The sequence below is a fragment of the Pseudomonas parafulva NBRC 16636 = DSM 17004 genome, from assembly GCF_000730645.1.
In the GTDB taxonomy this organism is placed as follows: domain Bacteria; phylum Pseudomonadota; class Gammaproteobacteria; order Pseudomonadales; family Pseudomonadaceae; genus Aquipseudomonas; species Aquipseudomonas parafulva.
On the sequence record NZ_BBIU01000032.1, the window covers coordinates 1 to 15,402 of the forward strand.

At 64.5% G+C, this 15,402-nt stretch carries 13 protein-coding genes; 6 read left to right on the forward strand and 7 right to left on the reverse strand.

The genetic code is table 11. The features are described 5' to 3' along the window. Positions 1-165: 165 nt before the first annotated feature. The 6 genes from PPA02S_RS18435 to PPA02S_RS18455 all read left to right on the forward strand — a co-directional run bounded on the left by PPA02S_RS18435 (position 166) and on the right by PPA02S_RS18455 (position 8,383). Entirely contained in the window at positions 166-681 is a 516-nt protein-coding gene (locus PPA02S_RS18435) for an RNA polymerase sigma factor (protein ID WP_028635253.1), read from the forward strand. After that, positions 678-1,634 carry a FecR domain-containing protein gene (locus PPA02S_RS18440; RefSeq protein ID WP_028635254.1) on the forward strand — a complete coding sequence of 319 codons (957 nt, stop codon included), beginning with the start codon at positions 678-680 and terminating at the stop codon, positions 1,632-1,634. The genes PPA02S_RS18435 and PPA02S_RS18440 overlap by 4 nt, the downstream gene beginning before the upstream one ends. Positions 1,635-1,742: 108 nt before the next feature. Further along, positions 1,743-4,175, forward strand: coding sequence for a TonB-dependent siderophore receptor (locus tag PPA02S_RS18445; RefSeq protein WP_028635255.1), 2,433 nt, complete (start codon positions 1,743-1,745; stop codon positions 4,173-4,175). A 56-nt stretch (positions 4,176-4,231) separates the two neighbouring features. Continuing rightward, complete coding sequence (locus PPA02S_RS18450; RefSeq protein WP_028635256.1) at positions 4,232-5,344, forward strand: PepSY-associated TM helix domain-containing protein; 1,113 nt, start codon at positions 4,232-4,234, stop codon at positions 5,342-5,344. Next, entirely contained in the window at positions 5,341-5,517 is a 177-nt protein-coding gene (locus PPA02S_RS23100) for a DUF4175 domain-containing protein (protein WP_161629598.1), read from the forward strand. The genes PPA02S_RS18450 and PPA02S_RS23100 overlap by 4 nt, the downstream gene beginning before the upstream one ends. A 70-nt stretch (positions 5,518-5,587) precedes the next feature. Then, the gene (locus tag PPA02S_RS18455) at positions 5,588-8,383 is read left to right on the forward strand and encodes a dermonecrotic toxin domain-containing protein (RefSeq protein WP_033728201.1); all 2,796 of its coding nucleotides are present in this window, start codon (positions 5,588-5,590) and stop codon (positions 8,381-8,383) included. Here PPA02S_RS18455 and PPA02S_RS18460 read toward each other — a convergent pair. From PPA02S_RS18460 to waaF, 7 genes are read right to left on the reverse strand one after another with little or no spacing between them, the layout of a single operon-like run. Then, positions 8,356-9,798 carry a lipopolysaccharide kinase InaA family protein gene (locus tag PPA02S_RS18460; RefSeq protein WP_028635258.1) on the reverse strand — a complete coding sequence of 481 codons (1,443 nt, stop codon included), beginning with the start codon at positions 9,796-9,798 and terminating at the stop codon, positions 8,356-8,358. The two genes, PPA02S_RS18455 and PPA02S_RS18460, sit on opposite strands and share 28 nt — an antisense overlap. Continuing rightward, complete coding sequence (locus PPA02S_RS18465; RefSeq protein WP_028635259.1) at positions 9,798-10,550, reverse strand: lipopolysaccharide kinase InaA family protein; 753 nt, start codon at positions 10,548-10,550, stop codon at positions 9,798-9,800. The genes PPA02S_RS18460 and PPA02S_RS18465 overlap by 1 nt, the downstream gene beginning before the upstream one ends. After that, positions 10,547-11,281, reverse strand: coding sequence for a lipopolysaccharide kinase InaA family protein (locus PPA02S_RS18470; RefSeq protein ID WP_028635260.1), 735 nt, complete (start codon positions 11,279-11,281; stop codon positions 10,547-10,549). The genes PPA02S_RS18465 and PPA02S_RS18470 overlap by 4 nt, the downstream gene beginning before the upstream one ends. After that, a complete protein-coding gene (gene rfaP / locus PPA02S_RS18475) occupies positions 11,281-12,087 on the reverse strand; it encodes a lipopolysaccharide core heptose(I) kinase RfaP (RefSeq protein WP_028635261.1) in 807 nt (268 codons plus the stop codon). The genes PPA02S_RS18470 and rfaP overlap by 1 nt, the downstream gene beginning before the upstream one ends. Then, positions 12,084-13,208: a glycosyltransferase family 4 protein gene (locus PPA02S_RS18480; protein ID WP_028635262.1), complete on the reverse strand. Its 1,125-nt coding sequence runs from the start codon at positions 13,206-13,208 to the stop codon at positions 12,084-12,086. The genes rfaP and PPA02S_RS18480 overlap by 4 nt, the downstream gene beginning before the upstream one ends. Continuing rightward, entirely contained in the window at positions 13,208-14,266 is a 1,059-nt protein-coding gene (gene waaC, locus PPA02S_RS18485) for a lipopolysaccharide heptosyltransferase I (protein WP_028635263.1), read from the reverse strand. The genes PPA02S_RS18480 and waaC overlap by 1 nt, the downstream gene beginning before the upstream one ends. After that, positions 14,267-15,316, reverse strand: a complete 1,050-nt coding sequence (gene waaF, locus PPA02S_RS18490) for a lipopolysaccharide heptosyltransferase II (protein WP_028635264.1) — start codon at positions 15,314-15,316, stop codon at positions 14,267-14,269. Between the last annotated feature and the right edge of the window lie 86 nt (positions 15,317-15,402).

Sequence of the window (15,402 nt, forward strand, 5' to 3'; positions counted from 1 at the left end):
TCCCACAGGTTGATGTGGCTTGCTTGCGAAATAAATCAACTGCGCGGCATCGCAAACCTAAAGGCTGGGTACCCGATGACCGTCCATTGCACATCCCCCTGCGCCTCTGTAACAATCGCGAATAGTTATCGTTAGTTAGTGCATACGTTCCAGGGGGGACGCTGCTTGCCTGCTCAGAGCCCACACGCCGATCTGGTCGGTGCGTTGTACCGCGACCATCGCGGCTGGCTGCTCGCCTGGCTGCAACGCAGCATGGCCTGCCGGCAACGTGCCGAAGACCTCAGCCAGGACACTTTCGTGCGCCTGCTCGGCCGTGAGCAGCTGCAAACCCCGCGTGAGCCACGGGCGTTCTTGGCTGCGGTGGCCAAGGGCCTGATGTTCGATCACTTCCGCCGCGCTGCCCTGGAGCAAGCCTACCTGGCCGAGCTTGCGCAGCTGCCCCCTGCCGAACACCCCTCGCCCCAGGTGCAGCACCTCATCCTCGAAGACCTCAAAGCCATCGACCGCCTGCTGGGCAAGCTGTCCAGCAAGGCCCGCGCAGCCTTCCTGCACAACCGCCTCGACGGCATGGGCCACGCCGAAATCGCCGAACGCCTCGGGGTATCGGTATCCCGGGTACGCCAGTACATCGCCCAGGGCATGCGCCAGTGCTACGTGGCTCTGTATGGGGAACCTACGTGAACAACGCACCGGTGTCGGCCAAGGTGCTGGAGGCCGCCATCGCCTGGAAGCTCAGCCTGGACGACATTGGCACAGCCCCGGATGAGCGCAGTGCCTTCATGCGCTGGCACGCCGCCAGCGATGAACATGCCCGTGCCTGGCGCCAACTTGCGGCCCTGGATACGCGCGTCAGCGCAGCCGCAGGCCCGGCACGCCAGGCCCTGCTGCAATCGCGGGCAGGTTTGCGCCAGCGTGTCAGCAAGCTTGGCGGGGGGCTGGCAGGCGTGTTCCTGCTCGGTTCCTTGCTGGCGTGGGTGGGCGCGCCCTCACTGGCGCCGAGCTACTGGCTGGCAGACCAACGCACTGCCACCGGCGAGTTGCGCACCCTGCGCCTGGAGGACGGCACCATGCTCAGCCTCAATACCCATACCGCCGTGGATATCAATTACCAGGGCCAGCAGCGGGTAATCGTGCTGCATCAGGGTGAAATCTCCATCGAGACCGGCCATGAAGACCCGCGCCCACTGCTGGTACGCACCGATGACGGCCGCCTGCGGCCACTGGGCACGCGTTTTCTGGTACGCCGGGAGGCCGAAGGCACGCGCCTGGAGGTGTTGCAGGCCTCGGTAGGCGCCCGGCCCTCCAACAGCGGTGATGAGCAGGTGCTGAGCGAGGGCCAGCAGGTGCTGATGAACGCCAATGGCCTGGGCCAGATCGGCGCCGTGGCGCCCGGCGCAGACGCCTGGACTCGTGGCATGCTGGTGGTGGAAGACATGCGCCTGGCCGACCTGCTGGCCACCCTGGGGCGCTACCGCAGCGGCTACCTGGGCGTGGACGACAAGGTCGCCGACCTGCGGGTAAGCGGCAGCTTCCCGCTGGCCGATACTGACCTGGCGCTGGAGTCGCTGGTACCCGCGCTGCCGGTCAAGATCGAGCGACATACCCATTGGTGGGTCAACGTCACACCCCGGTAAGTTGGCCAGGCATTGCACCGGCCCATTATTTTTTGCCCTACCCCTGTCACTTTTCAAACCTCGCCCGGCAAGGAAGCAGTTAGCACTTATCCGTCTAGGAGCCGCTGCATGTCCCGAGCTGTCGATCGTATCCTGCGCCCCAGCCTGATGGCCCTGGCCATCGCCGTGAGCGCGCCCCTGGCAAGCCCCGCCTTGCTGGCCGCCGAGCAGGCCACCACCCGTGCCTACGCGCTGCCGAGCGGGCCGTTGGCCGCTACCCTGAACCAGATCGCCAGCCAGGCCGGCATCGCACTGGCCATCGACCCGGCGCTGGTCAGCGGCCGCAGGTCGGCACCGGTCAATGGCCAGTACAACGGCCTGGGCGCCCTGCAGGCCGCGCTGCAAGGCAGTGGCCTGCAGTTGCAGCAGAGCAGCGTGGGCAGCTACAGCCTGGTAGCGGTTGCACAGGGCAGCCTGGCCCTGCCGGCCACCACCGTGGATGCCGCCAGCGTCAACGAAAATGCCTGGGGCCCGGTGGAAGGCTACGTGGCAAAACGCACCGCGGCAGGCACCAAGACCGATACTGCACTGGTCGAGGTGCCCCGTTCCATCTCTGTGGCCACCCGTGAGCAAATGAAAGACCGTGGCGTTCACAGCCTGGATGACGCGGTGCGTTACATGCCGGGCATCGTCTCGGCGAGCTTTGGCAGTGACACGCGCTATGACTGGATGCGCGTGCGCGGCTTCGAACCCACCCAGTTCCTCGACGGCCTGCCACTGCCGCGGGGCGTGTATGCCAACCCAAAGGCCGAAACCTGGAACCTCGACCGCCTGGCCCTGCTGCGCGGCCCGGCCTCATCGCTGTATGGCCAGACCCCGCCCGGTGGCCTGCTGGACATGGTCAGCCGTCGCCCGCAGGCCGAGAGCAGTCATGAAATCGAGTTGCAATATGGCAGCGACAACCATCGCCAGATCAACTTTGCCAGCACGGGCAAGATCGACGACCAGGGGCAATGGCTGTACGGCATAAGCGGTGTGGTTCGCGATGGCGGTACGCCCATCGATCATATCGACGACAAGCGCTACAACATTGCGCCCAGCCTGACCTGGAACATCGACGAAGACACCTCGCTGACCCTGCTCAGCCAGTTCACCCGCGACGATACCGGTGCTACCAGCCAGTTCCGGCCCGTACAAGGCACCAAGATCGACATGCCGTTCGGCAAGGTATCGCACCACAAGAACCTGGGCGACCCGGGCTACGAATACTACGACCGCACTTACTACGCGCTGGGCTATGCCTTCGAGCACCGGTTGAATGACGTGTGGCAGTTCCGCCAGAACGTGCGCTACACCAAGTCCGACCTGGCGTTCCAGACCATTACCCCCGGCAGCTACAACCGCGAGAGCCCGCCTGTGAGTGACGATGGCACCGTTCGGCGCATGTCCACCAACACCGATGAAGACATCAGCCAGTTTGCGGTGGACAACAACTTCCAGGCGGACTTCAACACCGGCGCCCTCAGCCATACCTTGCTGATAGGCCTGGACCACCAGCGAATCAACACCAACTACCTGTCGATCTTCGGCTTTGACGTGCCGGACAGCAACGTCAACAACCCGGTGTATGGCTTGCCCATCACCCGCCCGCCCCGCTCCACTGCGTTCTACGACTACAACCAGAAAACCCGGCAAACCGGCGTGTACTTGCAGGATCAGATGGCACTGGACAACTGGCGCCTGACCCTGAGCGGTCGTGAAGACTGGGTGCACACGGGCACCAAGTTCTTCAATAAAGACGACGCCACCCATACCCAGCGGGACAAGCAGTTCAGCGGCAACGCCGCGCTCAGCTACGTGTTCGACTCAGGCTTCGTGCCTTACCTGTCCTACGCCGAGTCCTTCCAGCCCACCCTCAACGCAACGGCATCACCTACCGAGTCGTTCAAGCCCACCGAAGGCAAGCAGTGGGAGCTGGGGGTGAAATATCAACCGCCAGGCTCCAGCACCCTGCTTTCTGCTGCTGTGTACGACCTGACTCAGAAGAACGTGTCAGTAACCAACACCGTCGGCGGCATTACCATCACCAGCCAGACAGGTGAAGTGAAAGTACGTGGCCTGGAACTGGAAGCCGTGTCGGATGTGAGCGACAACCTGAAGGTGATCGCCACCTATACCCTGGCCAAATCTGATGTCCAGAAAGGCGACTACAAAGGTAACCGCCTGCAACTGATGCCTAACCAGCAGGCATCGGTATGGGGCGACTACACCTGGCACGCAGGGGCACTCGATGGGTTCGGCATCGGTTTGGGCGCGCGCTACACCGGCAACACCTACGGCGACCAGGCTAACACCTACCTGGGCAAGGCGGATGCCTACACCGTGTTCGACGCCTCCGTGCATTACGACCTGGGCCGCCTTGCCAACAGCCTCAAAGGTGCGTCGGTTGCGGTCAATGCCACCAACCTGTTCAACAAGGACTACCTGTCCACCTGCGACAGCTACTACTGCTACTACGGTGACGAACGCAGCGTGGTGGCTAGCGCTTCCTACCAGTTCTGAGTAACGGGGCGGCCGCGTTGCGGCCTCCCAGCTTGAACGCCCCAACCGGTACCCCGATGAAAAGCCCAACCATCCGCCGCTGGTCGACGGTTCATACTTACAGCAGCCTGGTCTGCACGGTGTTCCTGCTGTTGCTGGCCATTACCGGCCTGCCGCTGATCTTCCACCACGAACTGGAACACCTGCTGGGCGATGCCCCCGAGCTGCGCCAGATGGCTGCGGGTACTCCACACCTGGACCTGCAGCAACTGGTGCTCAAGGCCGAGCAGCACCGTCCGGGCGAAGTCATGCAATACTTCGGCTTCGATGCCGACGAACCCGACGGTGTGGTTGCCATTACCGCCGCCACGGCCGGCACCGAGCCCAATGCCTCCCACACCTTCATGCTCGACGCCCGCACCGGCGAGGCCGTGGCCATGCCCGCCGCCAATGGCGGGTTCATGATGGTCATGCTGCGCCTGCACGTGGACATGTTCGCCGGGCTGCCGGGCAAGCTGCTACTCGCTTTCATGGGTGTGCTGTTCATCGTGGCGATCGTCTCCGGCACCGTGCTGTACGCACCGTTCATGCGCCGGCTGCCCTTTGCGGCAGTGCGCCGGGACAAATCCACCCGGCTGCGCTGGCTCGACCTGCACAACCTGATTGGCATCGTCACGTTGACCTGGGCCTTGGTGGTCGGGGTAACGGGCGTGATCAGCGCGCTGTCCGACCTGGTGATCGCCGCCTGGCGCAACGACAGCCTGGTGACCATGGTGGCGCCTTACCGTGATGCCCCGCCGCTGACCGAGCGGGCGCCGGCCAGTCACCTGCTGCACATCGCCGAGCAGGCTGCACCCGGCATGCAGGCAGACTTCATCGCCTTCCCGGGCACGCGCTTTTCCAGCGAGCACCACTACGCCGTGTTCATGAAGGGTGCCAGCCACCTGACGTCGCACCTGCTCACCCCGGTCCTGATCGACGCCCGCAACCTAACGGTGACCGCCGTTGGTGAGCGCCCCTGGTACATGGATGCCATGGGGCTCTCGCAGCCGCTGCACTTTGGCGATTACGGCGGGCGGCCCATGCAGGTGTTGTGGGCGGTACTCGATACCCTGACCATCGTGGTACTGCTCAGTGGCCTGTACCTGTGGTGGGGCAAGCAGCGCCGAGCGCGGGAGCAAAAACCATGAGCCACAGCTCACGCAGTACCTGGCGTATCTTCGCCTGGCCAGGGCTGATCGCGGTGCTTGGCGCAGCGGGGCTGTTCGCCGCGCTACTCGGTGACGGCGTATGGGACATGCTGGCCTGGCTGGGCCTTGGCTTGCCGGCGGTACTGAGCATATACGGCCTCGGCAAACGTTGAGGTACCCGGGTAACGCGCCTGAGCCTGCCAGGCCCACCAGGCTATGGCGCCACCCCACGGAGTGCCGCCCATGAGCCTGCAACAATTCATCGCCTACGACCAGCAGTTGGCCGACCTGCTCACCCCGCTACCCCAACCCGACACCCGCTTGCCCTGGCTGGAGGCACGCCAGCGTTACTTTGCCGACCTCGCCGCCTATTGGCTGGACACCGGCGCCACCCCCTCAACACGCCAAGCCAGGCTGGCCGCCGTGCTACGCGCCCAGCTACTGGCGCAGATCAACCTGCGCATCGGCGACCATACCCTGGGTTCGAACCACGCCGAGTTGATGAAAACCTGCATCGAGTTGCCGCTGTCGTGGCAGCGCCAGCACCTGCCCAGCCCCACGCGGCCACAGGTCTACCGGCCCGTGCTGGATATCAGCACACCGAGCTGGCGTGGCTACCTGCCCGGCACCTTCATCATTATCGAAGGTGGCCCTGAAGGGCGCATGCCAGAACCGGCCCAACACAGTGAATATGCGCTGCTGTGCAGTTTGTCCCACGGCATCGAGGCGTTCGATGACCTGGCGGAGTTGCATGTGGAGCTGTGCGAACGGCTGGATGACCCACTGCAGAGCCAACCGCTGTTGCGTCATCTGCCTGATGAGCAAACGCGCGACCTGGCGCGCAACGCCGAGCGCCTGCGCTACGAGTGGTTCAACGACGACCTGGTGCAGCACCAGGCCCAAGTGCTGATAGATGGCCAGCGTGTACGCCTGACCCACGTATGGGAGGCAGCCGTGCCAGCCGGCCAGGTGAACTGGCTCGAGTTGGCCGAGCACCTGGAACACGCTGCCGACCTGCTACCCCTGGCGGGCAGCCCGCCCGCCCTGCATACCCGCTATGGCCTGTTGCTGGAACGCAATTCTCCGGCCTGGCTGAAGAACGCCTCGCCACAAGCCCTCACCCATGTGATGCAGACCATGCAGGAACTGATCATTGCCATCGACCGCGCCGCCGCCCCTGGCATCCTCAGCCACGAGCAGTTTCTGGACCAGAACAGCCTGAACGCCTGGACGTGTGAGCGCCTGCGCGCGGCCCTGCGCCAGCGCCACCAGTTCGACGCAGACCCGCTCGAGCTGTATGTCAGCGTGACCATGGCCCGTCAGCGCGGCCCTGTATTGCACCCAGGCCTTGCCACAGGCTACATCCCGGCGGCAAGCCGCCCCCAGGTCGGCGACACCATCGAGCTGGTGGGCAAAACCTACCGCCTCGACCAGCTGGCAGCGCTCAATGTTGCCTGGCTGGACATCGACTACTGGCTCACCGCACGCGTACACCGCAAAGACAACAGCGCCGTCCCGCAGGTTACCCCCGCGCAGATCAAGCAACTGGTCCGCGACCTGAACGTGGGCGAAACCTACAGCCGGTACTTGCGCGCCCACCTGCTGGACTCACCCGATGCACAGTGGCGTCAACAGCAATACATTGCGATCAGCACGGCACGCATGCAGGCCGAGGCAGCGAAGGCCCGTTACGCCGGGCATTACCTCGAAGACGTGTTCGAACGAGGCTATGCCTGGAGCAGGGCGGTCATCGATCACCCGAACAGCGAACAGCGGCACAGCCATGGCCACCGGTTGAGTGTTCGTCAGTGCCTGATCGACAGCCACACAGTCATGGGCGTCATGTTGATCACACCAAATAACCCTGGCCTGCAGCGGTTCGTGGTGTACACCCCCGACGCACCGGACCGACGGGCCTGGCGCGAGTACCGCAACGCCCGGCACCTGCTGCGCACACTGCGCGCTCAGCCCCTGCTGCGTGACTACCTCAAGGAGCGCCTGCCACTGGCAGACCATGCGCAGCTGGAGCGGGGCTTGCTGAAAGGCCGCATGGGGCCAAGAATCGCCACGCCAGCCATCACTGGCGATTTTCAGCAGGCCCGCTACCTGGCCGAAGTGCGGGCAGCACTCGCCATGGTGGATGCCAGCACCAATACCAAGCTGGAGCTGCTTGGCGAGTTCAGCCTTCATGCCCTGTGGGTGCTGCTCGACCTGGTTAGCCTGGTACTGCCAAACCGGGCGCTGACACCACTGTCATTCGGCCGTGCGGTGATCTCTGTTCTGGACATGACCCAGGCCTACAAGCAGGAAGATCGTGTAGGTGTACTGAAGCATCTGGTAGAAGCCTTTACCCATGTCAACGACGGTATAAACAGCATCGGTGGCTCCACCGTAGTGCGCAGGGCGATAAGGGGCATGCCACCGACGCCGCCTGTGCTGTTACCGCCAGCCCTGGCCCTGCGCGTAGACACCCAGAAGCTGCATTACCGGGTAGACGGTATTCACAAGGAAGGCATCTACGAACAGAAATCCCCCTATCCTGGGGTCACCTTCTACTTCATCAAGGACTCGGCAGGCCGCACGTATCAGGTCGCCTTCGACGGCTATCGCTGGCGAGTGGTCGACCCTCGCCAGCCCGACGCGTACACCAAGGTGCCGGTAAAGCGCCGCGAGGATGGTGAGTGGGTGGTGGATTCGCCCGTGCTCTGGTACGACGGCCTGCCTGACCTGGGAGCGCTGCTGGACGGCTGTCGCCTGGCCAAAGTGCCACTCGGCACCCCTGCGGGTACCCCGGGCCTGTACCTCAGCACCGGCCAGCTCTATCTGCTGGCAGGGGGGCACGCCTTGCCCGTGCGCAGGCACCTGCTGGTGGATCACTACCACCTGCAATTGGGAAGCGCCTCGGCGGCCGCCGTTTACGCCTGGGCCATCCTGCGCTGGCAGGGCCAGCAGTGGCGTATGCGTGTGCGCCAGGCCGGGCGCAGCAGCGCCTGGCTGGCGCTACCGCAGGGCTACGCGGTCAGCGTGGGCAGCAGTTGATTCAGGCGTTGGTACAGGGCGCTGCTGCTGGGCCAGTTGCGTAGCAGCCGCGCACGGTCGCGGGCATAGGCCGGGGCAAAACTCAGCTGGGTCGCATGCTGGGTCATGGCATCCAGGTCGATCAGCGACCATTGGCCGCCCTGCCAGAACAGGTTATGGCCCTTGAAGTCGCCATGGCTGATGCGCTCGGCGATCAGCCGCTGCATCAGCTGTACCAGCGCCTGAACCTGCTCTTCGGGGGCCTGCCCCGTTTCAACGTGCGGCGCGAAACAGGCGCTGAGGTCTGGCCCGTCGATGTATTCGGTCACCAGGTAGGCCGTAGTGCGCAAACCCATCACCCGCTGCTCCAGCACCGCCAGGGGGCGCGGCGTGGCGATATCCAGAAAACGCAGGCGGTGCCCTTCGATCCATGAATGCCAGGCCCGGCTCGGGCGCCAGAACCGCTTGAACCAGTGCGCGGTGTTCTTAATGTTGTAGCGTTTAAGTACCAATGGGCGGCCATTGACCTCGATGCGCGCCACACTGGCCGCGCCGCCGGTCTTGTACAGGTGCCCTTGCTCGATCAGTGCATCGGCCTGTTCAAGCACCGGCAGCATGGCCTGGGCCTCACTGCGCACCACTGCGCGCAGGCCAGACAGACTGCGCTGCACACTGAACAGGCTGCATTCGCGGCCGGCTTTTTCCAGGTAGTCCTTCTGGCGCCAGGCGCGCACCTTGTCTACCTGCTTCTGCAAGGCTTCCAGGGGCAGTGCATGTTCGGCATTGGCCAGCAGATAATGCACCAGCAGCTCCTCGATGAAGGGCTCCAGGCGCTTGGGCAACTGGGCAAAGAACACCCCGAGGTTTTCCAGCACCCGTGGCCGCGAGAGCTGCTGGCCAGGCGTTTCAGCCTTGATACCGGCGCCGTCGATCAGGTACAGCTTGCCGCCGTGGCGCAGCAGGTTGTCCAGGTGCAGGTCTTCCTGCCACAAGCCCTGCCGGTGCATGTGTGCCACGGCGGTCAGCGCTTCGCCCAACACGGCCTGTTGTTCGTCGGCCAGTGCAGGCAGTTGTTCCACGCCAGCCCAGGCATCAGCCAGGCTCTGTGCGCCATCGAGAAACTCGAACAGCAACCAGCCGCCTTCACCTTCCACCAGGCCGTCAGCCAGCAGCTTCGGTGTCGTCAGGCCTTGCTCGGCCAGCAGTTTCACCCCTTGCAGCTCACGCTGGAACTGGCGTGCGGCGTTGCTGCCTACCAGCAGCTTGGCCAGCACCGGAATGCCCCGCCAGATACCCGCGCCTACGTAACGCTGGCCTGGCAGCACACGCAGCAGGCTCAGCAACTGCAAATCGGCACCACCGGCAGCATCTGCCAGGGTCAGGCTCAGGGGCAGCGACGGGTGGCGACCTGCCGCTTTCAGTTCAGACAGGTGCATCAGCGTGCCTCTTTGTGATGGCGGCGTTGCATCAACCGTTGCAGCCAAGTGTCGACCAGCGTGCTGCCTGCAGGCTGCGCCAGGTAGGCCGCCAGCAGCGTGCGCACGTCGTGCTCACCCCACACCGGCGCCCGGCGCAGCAATGGCTCCAGGTCGCGCAGGCGGTCACGCATGCCGAACAGCAACGGCCGGGTTTTTTCCAGGTCGATCAGCTGTGCGTCCCAGCCTTCCCGGCGCTGGCGCAAGAAGATGTGCTTGGGATAAAAGCACCCATGCACCTGGCCGGCGCCGTGCAGCGTACGCGCCAACTGGCCGCACGCTATCAGCATGCCGTCGCGCGCAGCGGCGCCCAGTTGCGCCCACTGCGCCAGTTGGCTGTCGAGGTCGCTCCAGTCGTCCAGCGCACGGGTCATCAACACCGCCCGGTGCTGGCCAGCCTGTTTGCGTTCGCCGTAGAACACCGCCTGCAGGGCCGGTATGTGCAGCTTCTGGTAACGCACGATGTTGCGAAATTCGCGGGCGAAGGTGGGTTCGCCGAACGGCCGGTGCAGGGTGCGGGTCAGGTAGTCGCTTTGCCGCTTGAGGTAGTAACCCTTGCCCTCAAGCTCCAGGCGGAACACGCTACTCCAGCCACCACGGCCGGTATTGGGCTCGTCCACCGCGTCCAGTTGCAACGCCCACAGCGCCTCGAAATCGTCCAGGCCATGGCGTTTGAGCAGCGCTCTGTCGTCGCTGGCCACGTAGTCGGTCATTCCCTTCCCTCGAAAAAGCCCAGTACCTGGCGGATACGCTTCTTGTCCCGGTCGTTCAGCCGGTTGCGCTCACGGTACTGCAGGTAGAAGCGCAGGCGCTGGGTGGCAGACAAGTGATACTTGGCCACTTTGTCCAGGCAGGCCAGGTCCTTGATCAAGCGGTGACGCCACATGAAGCCCCGCCAGAAGTCGCCAGTGGGGCAGTCGATGAAGAACACCGTGCCCTGGTCGTCGACCAGCAGGTTGCGCCATTTCAGGTCGTTGTGGGCAAAGCGGTGCTCATGCATGACCCGGGTGTGGCGGGCCAGCTGGCGGCTGATATGGTCGACCCAGGCGCGGTCGGCCAGGCGCGCATCATGGCGCTCGGCCAAGGCCGACAAGTCTTCGGTGTTGGGCAGCTCGCGGGTAATCATGGCACCGCGGCCAAAGGCCAGGCCGTTGCGCTCAAGCCCCCAGGCCACTACTTCGGCCGTGGGAATGCCCCATTTGTCGAACTGCTTGAGGTTCTGCCATTCGGCCTTGATACGCGGCCGACCCAGGTAACGGCGCATGTGCTTGCCGGCACCGGTGTAGCGTTTGACGTAGTAGTTGACCCCGTCACGCTCGATCCGCACCACCTCGCTGAGCGGGTCGCGGGTAAGGCGCTCGCCCTGGATGGCAAACACCGCATCGAGGCTGCCGAAGTCCGCCGCCAGATGTTGATAACCTGGCGCCAGTGTCCAACTCGCCATCAGAGTGCATCCCCATAGCGTTGCTTACGGTCGTAGAGTTTCTGCGCCTTGCGTTCCAGCCAGGCCAGCAGCGCGGCCTCGTCCCGCAGCACCTCGCGCAACGGGCGCTGGAAGTACGCGCGCAAAAAGCGCAGCTTGTCGCGGGCGGTCAGGCCAATGTCCAGGGCCGAGAAATACAGGGCGGCCAGGTCTTTGTCGCGCCAGCGCCGGCTGATTTTCGCCCGTGTCTGCGCACGGTGCAGGTCGATCACCGACAGTTTGAAGCCATCCGCCGTCACCGGCCGGTCTGTGTGCAGCAGGAAATGGCAGATGTAGCAGTCACGGTGGTTCACCCCGGCGCGGTGCATGCCACCGGTCATCTCGGCCACACGTGCAATCAGCGCATGCTTCAGGCGCGGCTGAGGCGGTTGCTTCACCCAGTCGAGGCTGAAGTCTTCCAGGCTGATGGTGGGCGCCAGTTCTTCGGTGATGATGAACGAGTGCTGCGTGGCCGGGTTACTGCCGCGCTCACCGTAGGCAACGGCGGTCATGGTCGGTACACCCACTTCATGCAGGCGCTGGATGGCTCGCCATTCCTGCCCTGCACCGAGCACCGGCAGCTTGGCCGTGAGCAGGTTCTTGGCAATCTCACCCCAGCCGATGCCGCGGTGAATCTTGACGAAAAAGCCTTCGCCAGCCACCTCGGTACGCAGCGTGCGACGCCCTTCCAGCTCCCGGTACACCTCGCCCTGCAAGGCTTCCACGGCGTCGAAGGCATCACGCCCGGCCCACAGGCTTTTGAAGGGTTCGGCCAGTATCAGCTTCATACGCCCTCCTGCCCCAGGATCACGTCGGCAGCGTGCTGCGGCATGCTGTACAGGTCGGCGGTATCAGCGAAGCGCAGGCCGTTGCGCGACCAGTCGGTGCGGGCCTGTGGGTCTTCGAGCATGCGCTGCAGGTAGCCGTTGAGCTGCTCTTGTTCGAACGGCTCGTCCAGTACCAGGCCGCACTCGGCCTCGGCAATGTAATGCGCGTAGCCGCACACCTTCGACACCAGCACCGGCAAGCCTGCCACCAGCGCTTCGAGCAACACCGTGCCGGTGTTCTCGTTGTAGGCCGGGTGGATCAACAGGTCGGCACCCAACAGGAACCGCGGGATGTCGCTGCGCCCTTTCAGGAACTGCACCTGGTCACCCAGGCCCAGGGTTGCGCTCTGCAGCTGGAACACCTTGGGGTCATCCTGGCCGATCACCATCAGCCGGGGGCGCTTGCGCAAGGCCGAAGGCAGCGCAGCCAGCGCCTTCAGGCTACGGTCCACACCTTTGGTCTTGAAGCCGGAGCCAATCTGCACCAGCAGCAGTTCGTCATCTGCCAGGTTGAATTCCTTGCGGAAACCCGCGCGAATCTCGGCGGCGTTCGCCGGGGCCCGGCGGTCCTGGGAAATGCCCGGCGGCAGCAGGTGAAAACGCTCCACCGGGGTGCCGTAATGCTTGATGAACAGCGGTTGCTGCACTTCGGAGATCATCAGCACCTCGGTGCTGGCGTGCTTGTCGAACACGGCCCGCTCGTACTCGGCAAAGTGCCGGTAACGGCCCCAGCGGCGGTACAGGCCACCGCGCAGGGTCTGGGCCTTGTCTTCAAAGCAGCCATCGGCAGCGTAATAAACGTCCAGCCCCGGCATTTTGTTGAAGCCGATCAGGCGGTCGACGGGGCGCTCGGCCAGGTCGGCCTGCATCCAGGCGGTGAGCTTTTCGTTGCGGCGGTGGTTGAAGATCGCCTTGACCGGCGCCACCAGCACTTCGAAACCTGCGGGGATGTCGCCCTCCCAGATCAGCGTGTACACACGGATCTGGTGGCCGCGCCGTTGGCACTCCAGGGCGATGCGCATGAAGTCGCGCTGCAGCCCACCGAAGGGGAAGTATTTGTAAAGCACGAAAGCCAGTTGCATCAACGGACATCCTCAGCCAGCAGCAGCGCGCTCAAGCGGCTCGCCACATGCTCGGGATTCAGGCGAGTGAAGCACAGCGGCCACTCGCGGTTCGGATCGTACCGGCGCAGGTCTTCGGCGCTCGGTTTGTAGGTGCATTTTTTTTGCAGGCAGGGCGCGCACGGCCAGTCACTGGCCTGGTGCACCTGGGTCCGCCCGTAGGCACCGGTAAGGCCCGGGTTGGTTGGGCCAAACAGCGACAAGGTAGGCACATCGAGCGCTGCGGCCAGGTGGCCCAGGCCGGTATCGACCGCGACGCAGGCCTTGGCGGCAGCGAGCACACGGGCCACGCCTGCCAGGTTCAACTTGGGCAGCACCTGGCAGTTGTTCAAGCCCTGGGCGATGCGCTCGGCCCGGGCCTTTTCCGCCGGGTTGCCCCAGGGCAGGCGCACTTCCAGCCGGCGACGGCCCATGCGCTCGGCAAGCTCGCGCCAATAGGCTTCGGGCCAATGCTTGGTGGCCCAGGTGGTGCCATGCAGAAACACCACATAGGGTGCAGCCGGTGGCAGTTGCAGGCGGTCGAGGTCCAGGCCGTATTGGCCGATCCCTTCCGGCAGGTCATAGGCCAGGGCCATGGCGAACAACTGGCGAACACGCTCCACGGCATGCTGGCCGACGGCAACCGACAGGCGCCGGTCGTAGAAGCGGCTGGCCCAGCCTTCACGGGCGGAATAGCGGTCCAGCCCGGCGATGGGCGCCTTGACATAGCGGGTAAGCCAGGCCGACTTGACCAGGCCCTGGGCATCGATCACCAGGTCGTACTTGCGCGCGCGCAGGCGCTGCTTGAACGCCTTCCATTCGCCGCTGCGCAGCGTCTGCCACAGGTTCTTGCGCCAGCGGCGGATTGCCACCGGGATTATCTGGTCCACGGCCGGGTGCCAGCTGGGGATTTCGGCAAAGCCTTCTTCCACCACCCAGTCGAAGCGGATGCCGGGTATGGCGTGGGCCGCATCGGTGAGCGCCGGCAGGGTATGGATCACATCACCCAGCGACGAGGTCTTGATGATCAGTACCCGCACTTATTCGACCTCGACCACAGCATCGATCAACCCCGGGCCACTCAGGCTGTGCAAGGCCGCGATGACGCTGCCTGGCTGCAGCAGGCGCAGGCAGTTGTAGTGGCCAAACCGGCAGGTGCGGTCGAAACACGGGCTGCACTCGATGCCGGTGCGCACCACTTCCACCTGTTCGGCCAGCGGCGGTGTGAAGCCAGGCGATGTAGACCCGTACACCGCCACCAGCGGGCGGTTGAGGGCAGCTGCCACGTGCATCAGTCCAGAATCGTTGGACACCACGGCCTGGGCACAGGACATCAGGTCGATGGCCTCGGCCAGGGAGGTTTCACCGGCCAGGTTGGACGATTCTTCACGCAAGCCGGGGATTAGCCGGTCACGGATCTGCTCACCCACAGGGTGGTCGTTTTTCGAGCCGAACAGCCATACCTGCCAGCCCTGGCGGATCATCGCGTCGGCGACTGCAGCGTAATGCTCGGCAGGCCAGCGTTTGGCCTCGCCAAACTCGGCACCTGGGCACAGTGCGAGCACCGGGCGGTCCAGCTCCAGCCCGAACTTGGCCAGGGCAGCGTCGCGGCTCTGGGCTTCGATCTGCAAGCTGGGGCGCGGGTAAGGTTGCGGCAGCGCTGCCCCCGGCGGGTAGGCCAGGGCCATGAAACGCTCGATCATCAGCGGGTAGCGGGCCTTGTCCAGCTTGCGCACATCATTCAGCAGGCCAAAGCGCATCTCGCCGCGCCAGCCGGTGCGCTTGGGGATACCGGCAAAGAACGGCACCAGCGCCGACTTGAGCGAATTAGGCAACAGGATGGCCTGGTCGTACTGACCGGCCAATGACTTGCCAATGCGCCGGCGGGTGGCCAGTTCCAGCGCACCATGGCCAAGCGGGAAGCTAAGCGCCTGCCGCACCTCAGGCATGCGCTCGAGGATAGGCCGGCTCCACTCGGGGGCGAGCACATCGATCATGCAGTCGGGGTGCTGCTGTTTCAGGCACTGGAACAGGGTCTGCGCCATTACCATGTCGCCGACCCAGCTGGGGCCAATGATCAGTATTCTCATGCTTAGTCCAGAAACACTCGGGGAGGCTGCAGGCTGCGGTAAGCCTGGCCTCCCCTCTTTATATTCAGGCTATGTGGCGGACAGTG

What these genes read in the sequence shown, in the direction of transcription:
- PPA02S_RS18445 (WP_028635255.1), top strand. Translation starts at nt 1,743, where the DNA reads ATGTCCCGAGCTGTCGATCGTATCCTGCGCCCCAGCCTGATGGCCCTG.
- PPA02S_RS18450 (WP_028635256.1), top strand. Translation starts at nt 4,232, where the DNA reads ATGAAAAGCCCAACCATCCGCCGCTGGTCGACGGTTCATACTTACAGC.
- PPA02S_RS23100 (WP_161629598.1), top strand. Translation starts at nt 5,341, where the DNA reads ATGAGCCACAGCTCACGCAGTACCTGGCGTATCTTCGCCTGGCCAGGG.
- PPA02S_RS18455 (WP_033728201.1), top strand. Translation starts at nt 5,588, where the DNA reads ATGAGCCTGCAACAATTCATCGCCTACGACCAGCAGTTGGCCGACCTG.
- PPA02S_RS18460 (WP_028635258.1), bottom strand. Translation starts at nt 9,798, where the DNA reads ATGCACCTGTCTGAACTGAAAGCGGCAGGTCGCCACCCGTCGCTGCCC.
- PPA02S_RS18465 (WP_028635259.1), bottom strand. Translation starts at nt 10,550, where the DNA reads ATGACCGACTACGTGGCCAGCGACGACAGAGCGCTGCTCAAACGCCAT.
- PPA02S_RS18470 (WP_028635260.1), bottom strand. Translation starts at nt 11,281, where the DNA reads ATGGCGAGTTGGACACTGGCGCCAGGTTATCAACATCTGGCGGCGGAC.
- rfaP (WP_028635261.1), bottom strand. Translation starts at nt 12,087, where the DNA reads ATGAAGCTGATACTGGCCGAACCCTTCAAAAGCCTGTGGGCCGGGCGT.
- PPA02S_RS18480 (WP_028635262.1), bottom strand. Translation starts at nt 13,208, where the DNA reads ATGCAACTGGCTTTCGTGCTTTACAAATACTTCCCCTTCGGTGGGCTG.
- waaF (WP_028635264.1), bottom strand. Translation starts at nt 15,316, where the DNA reads ATGAGAATACTGATCATTGGCCCCAGCTGGGTCGGCGACATGGTAATG.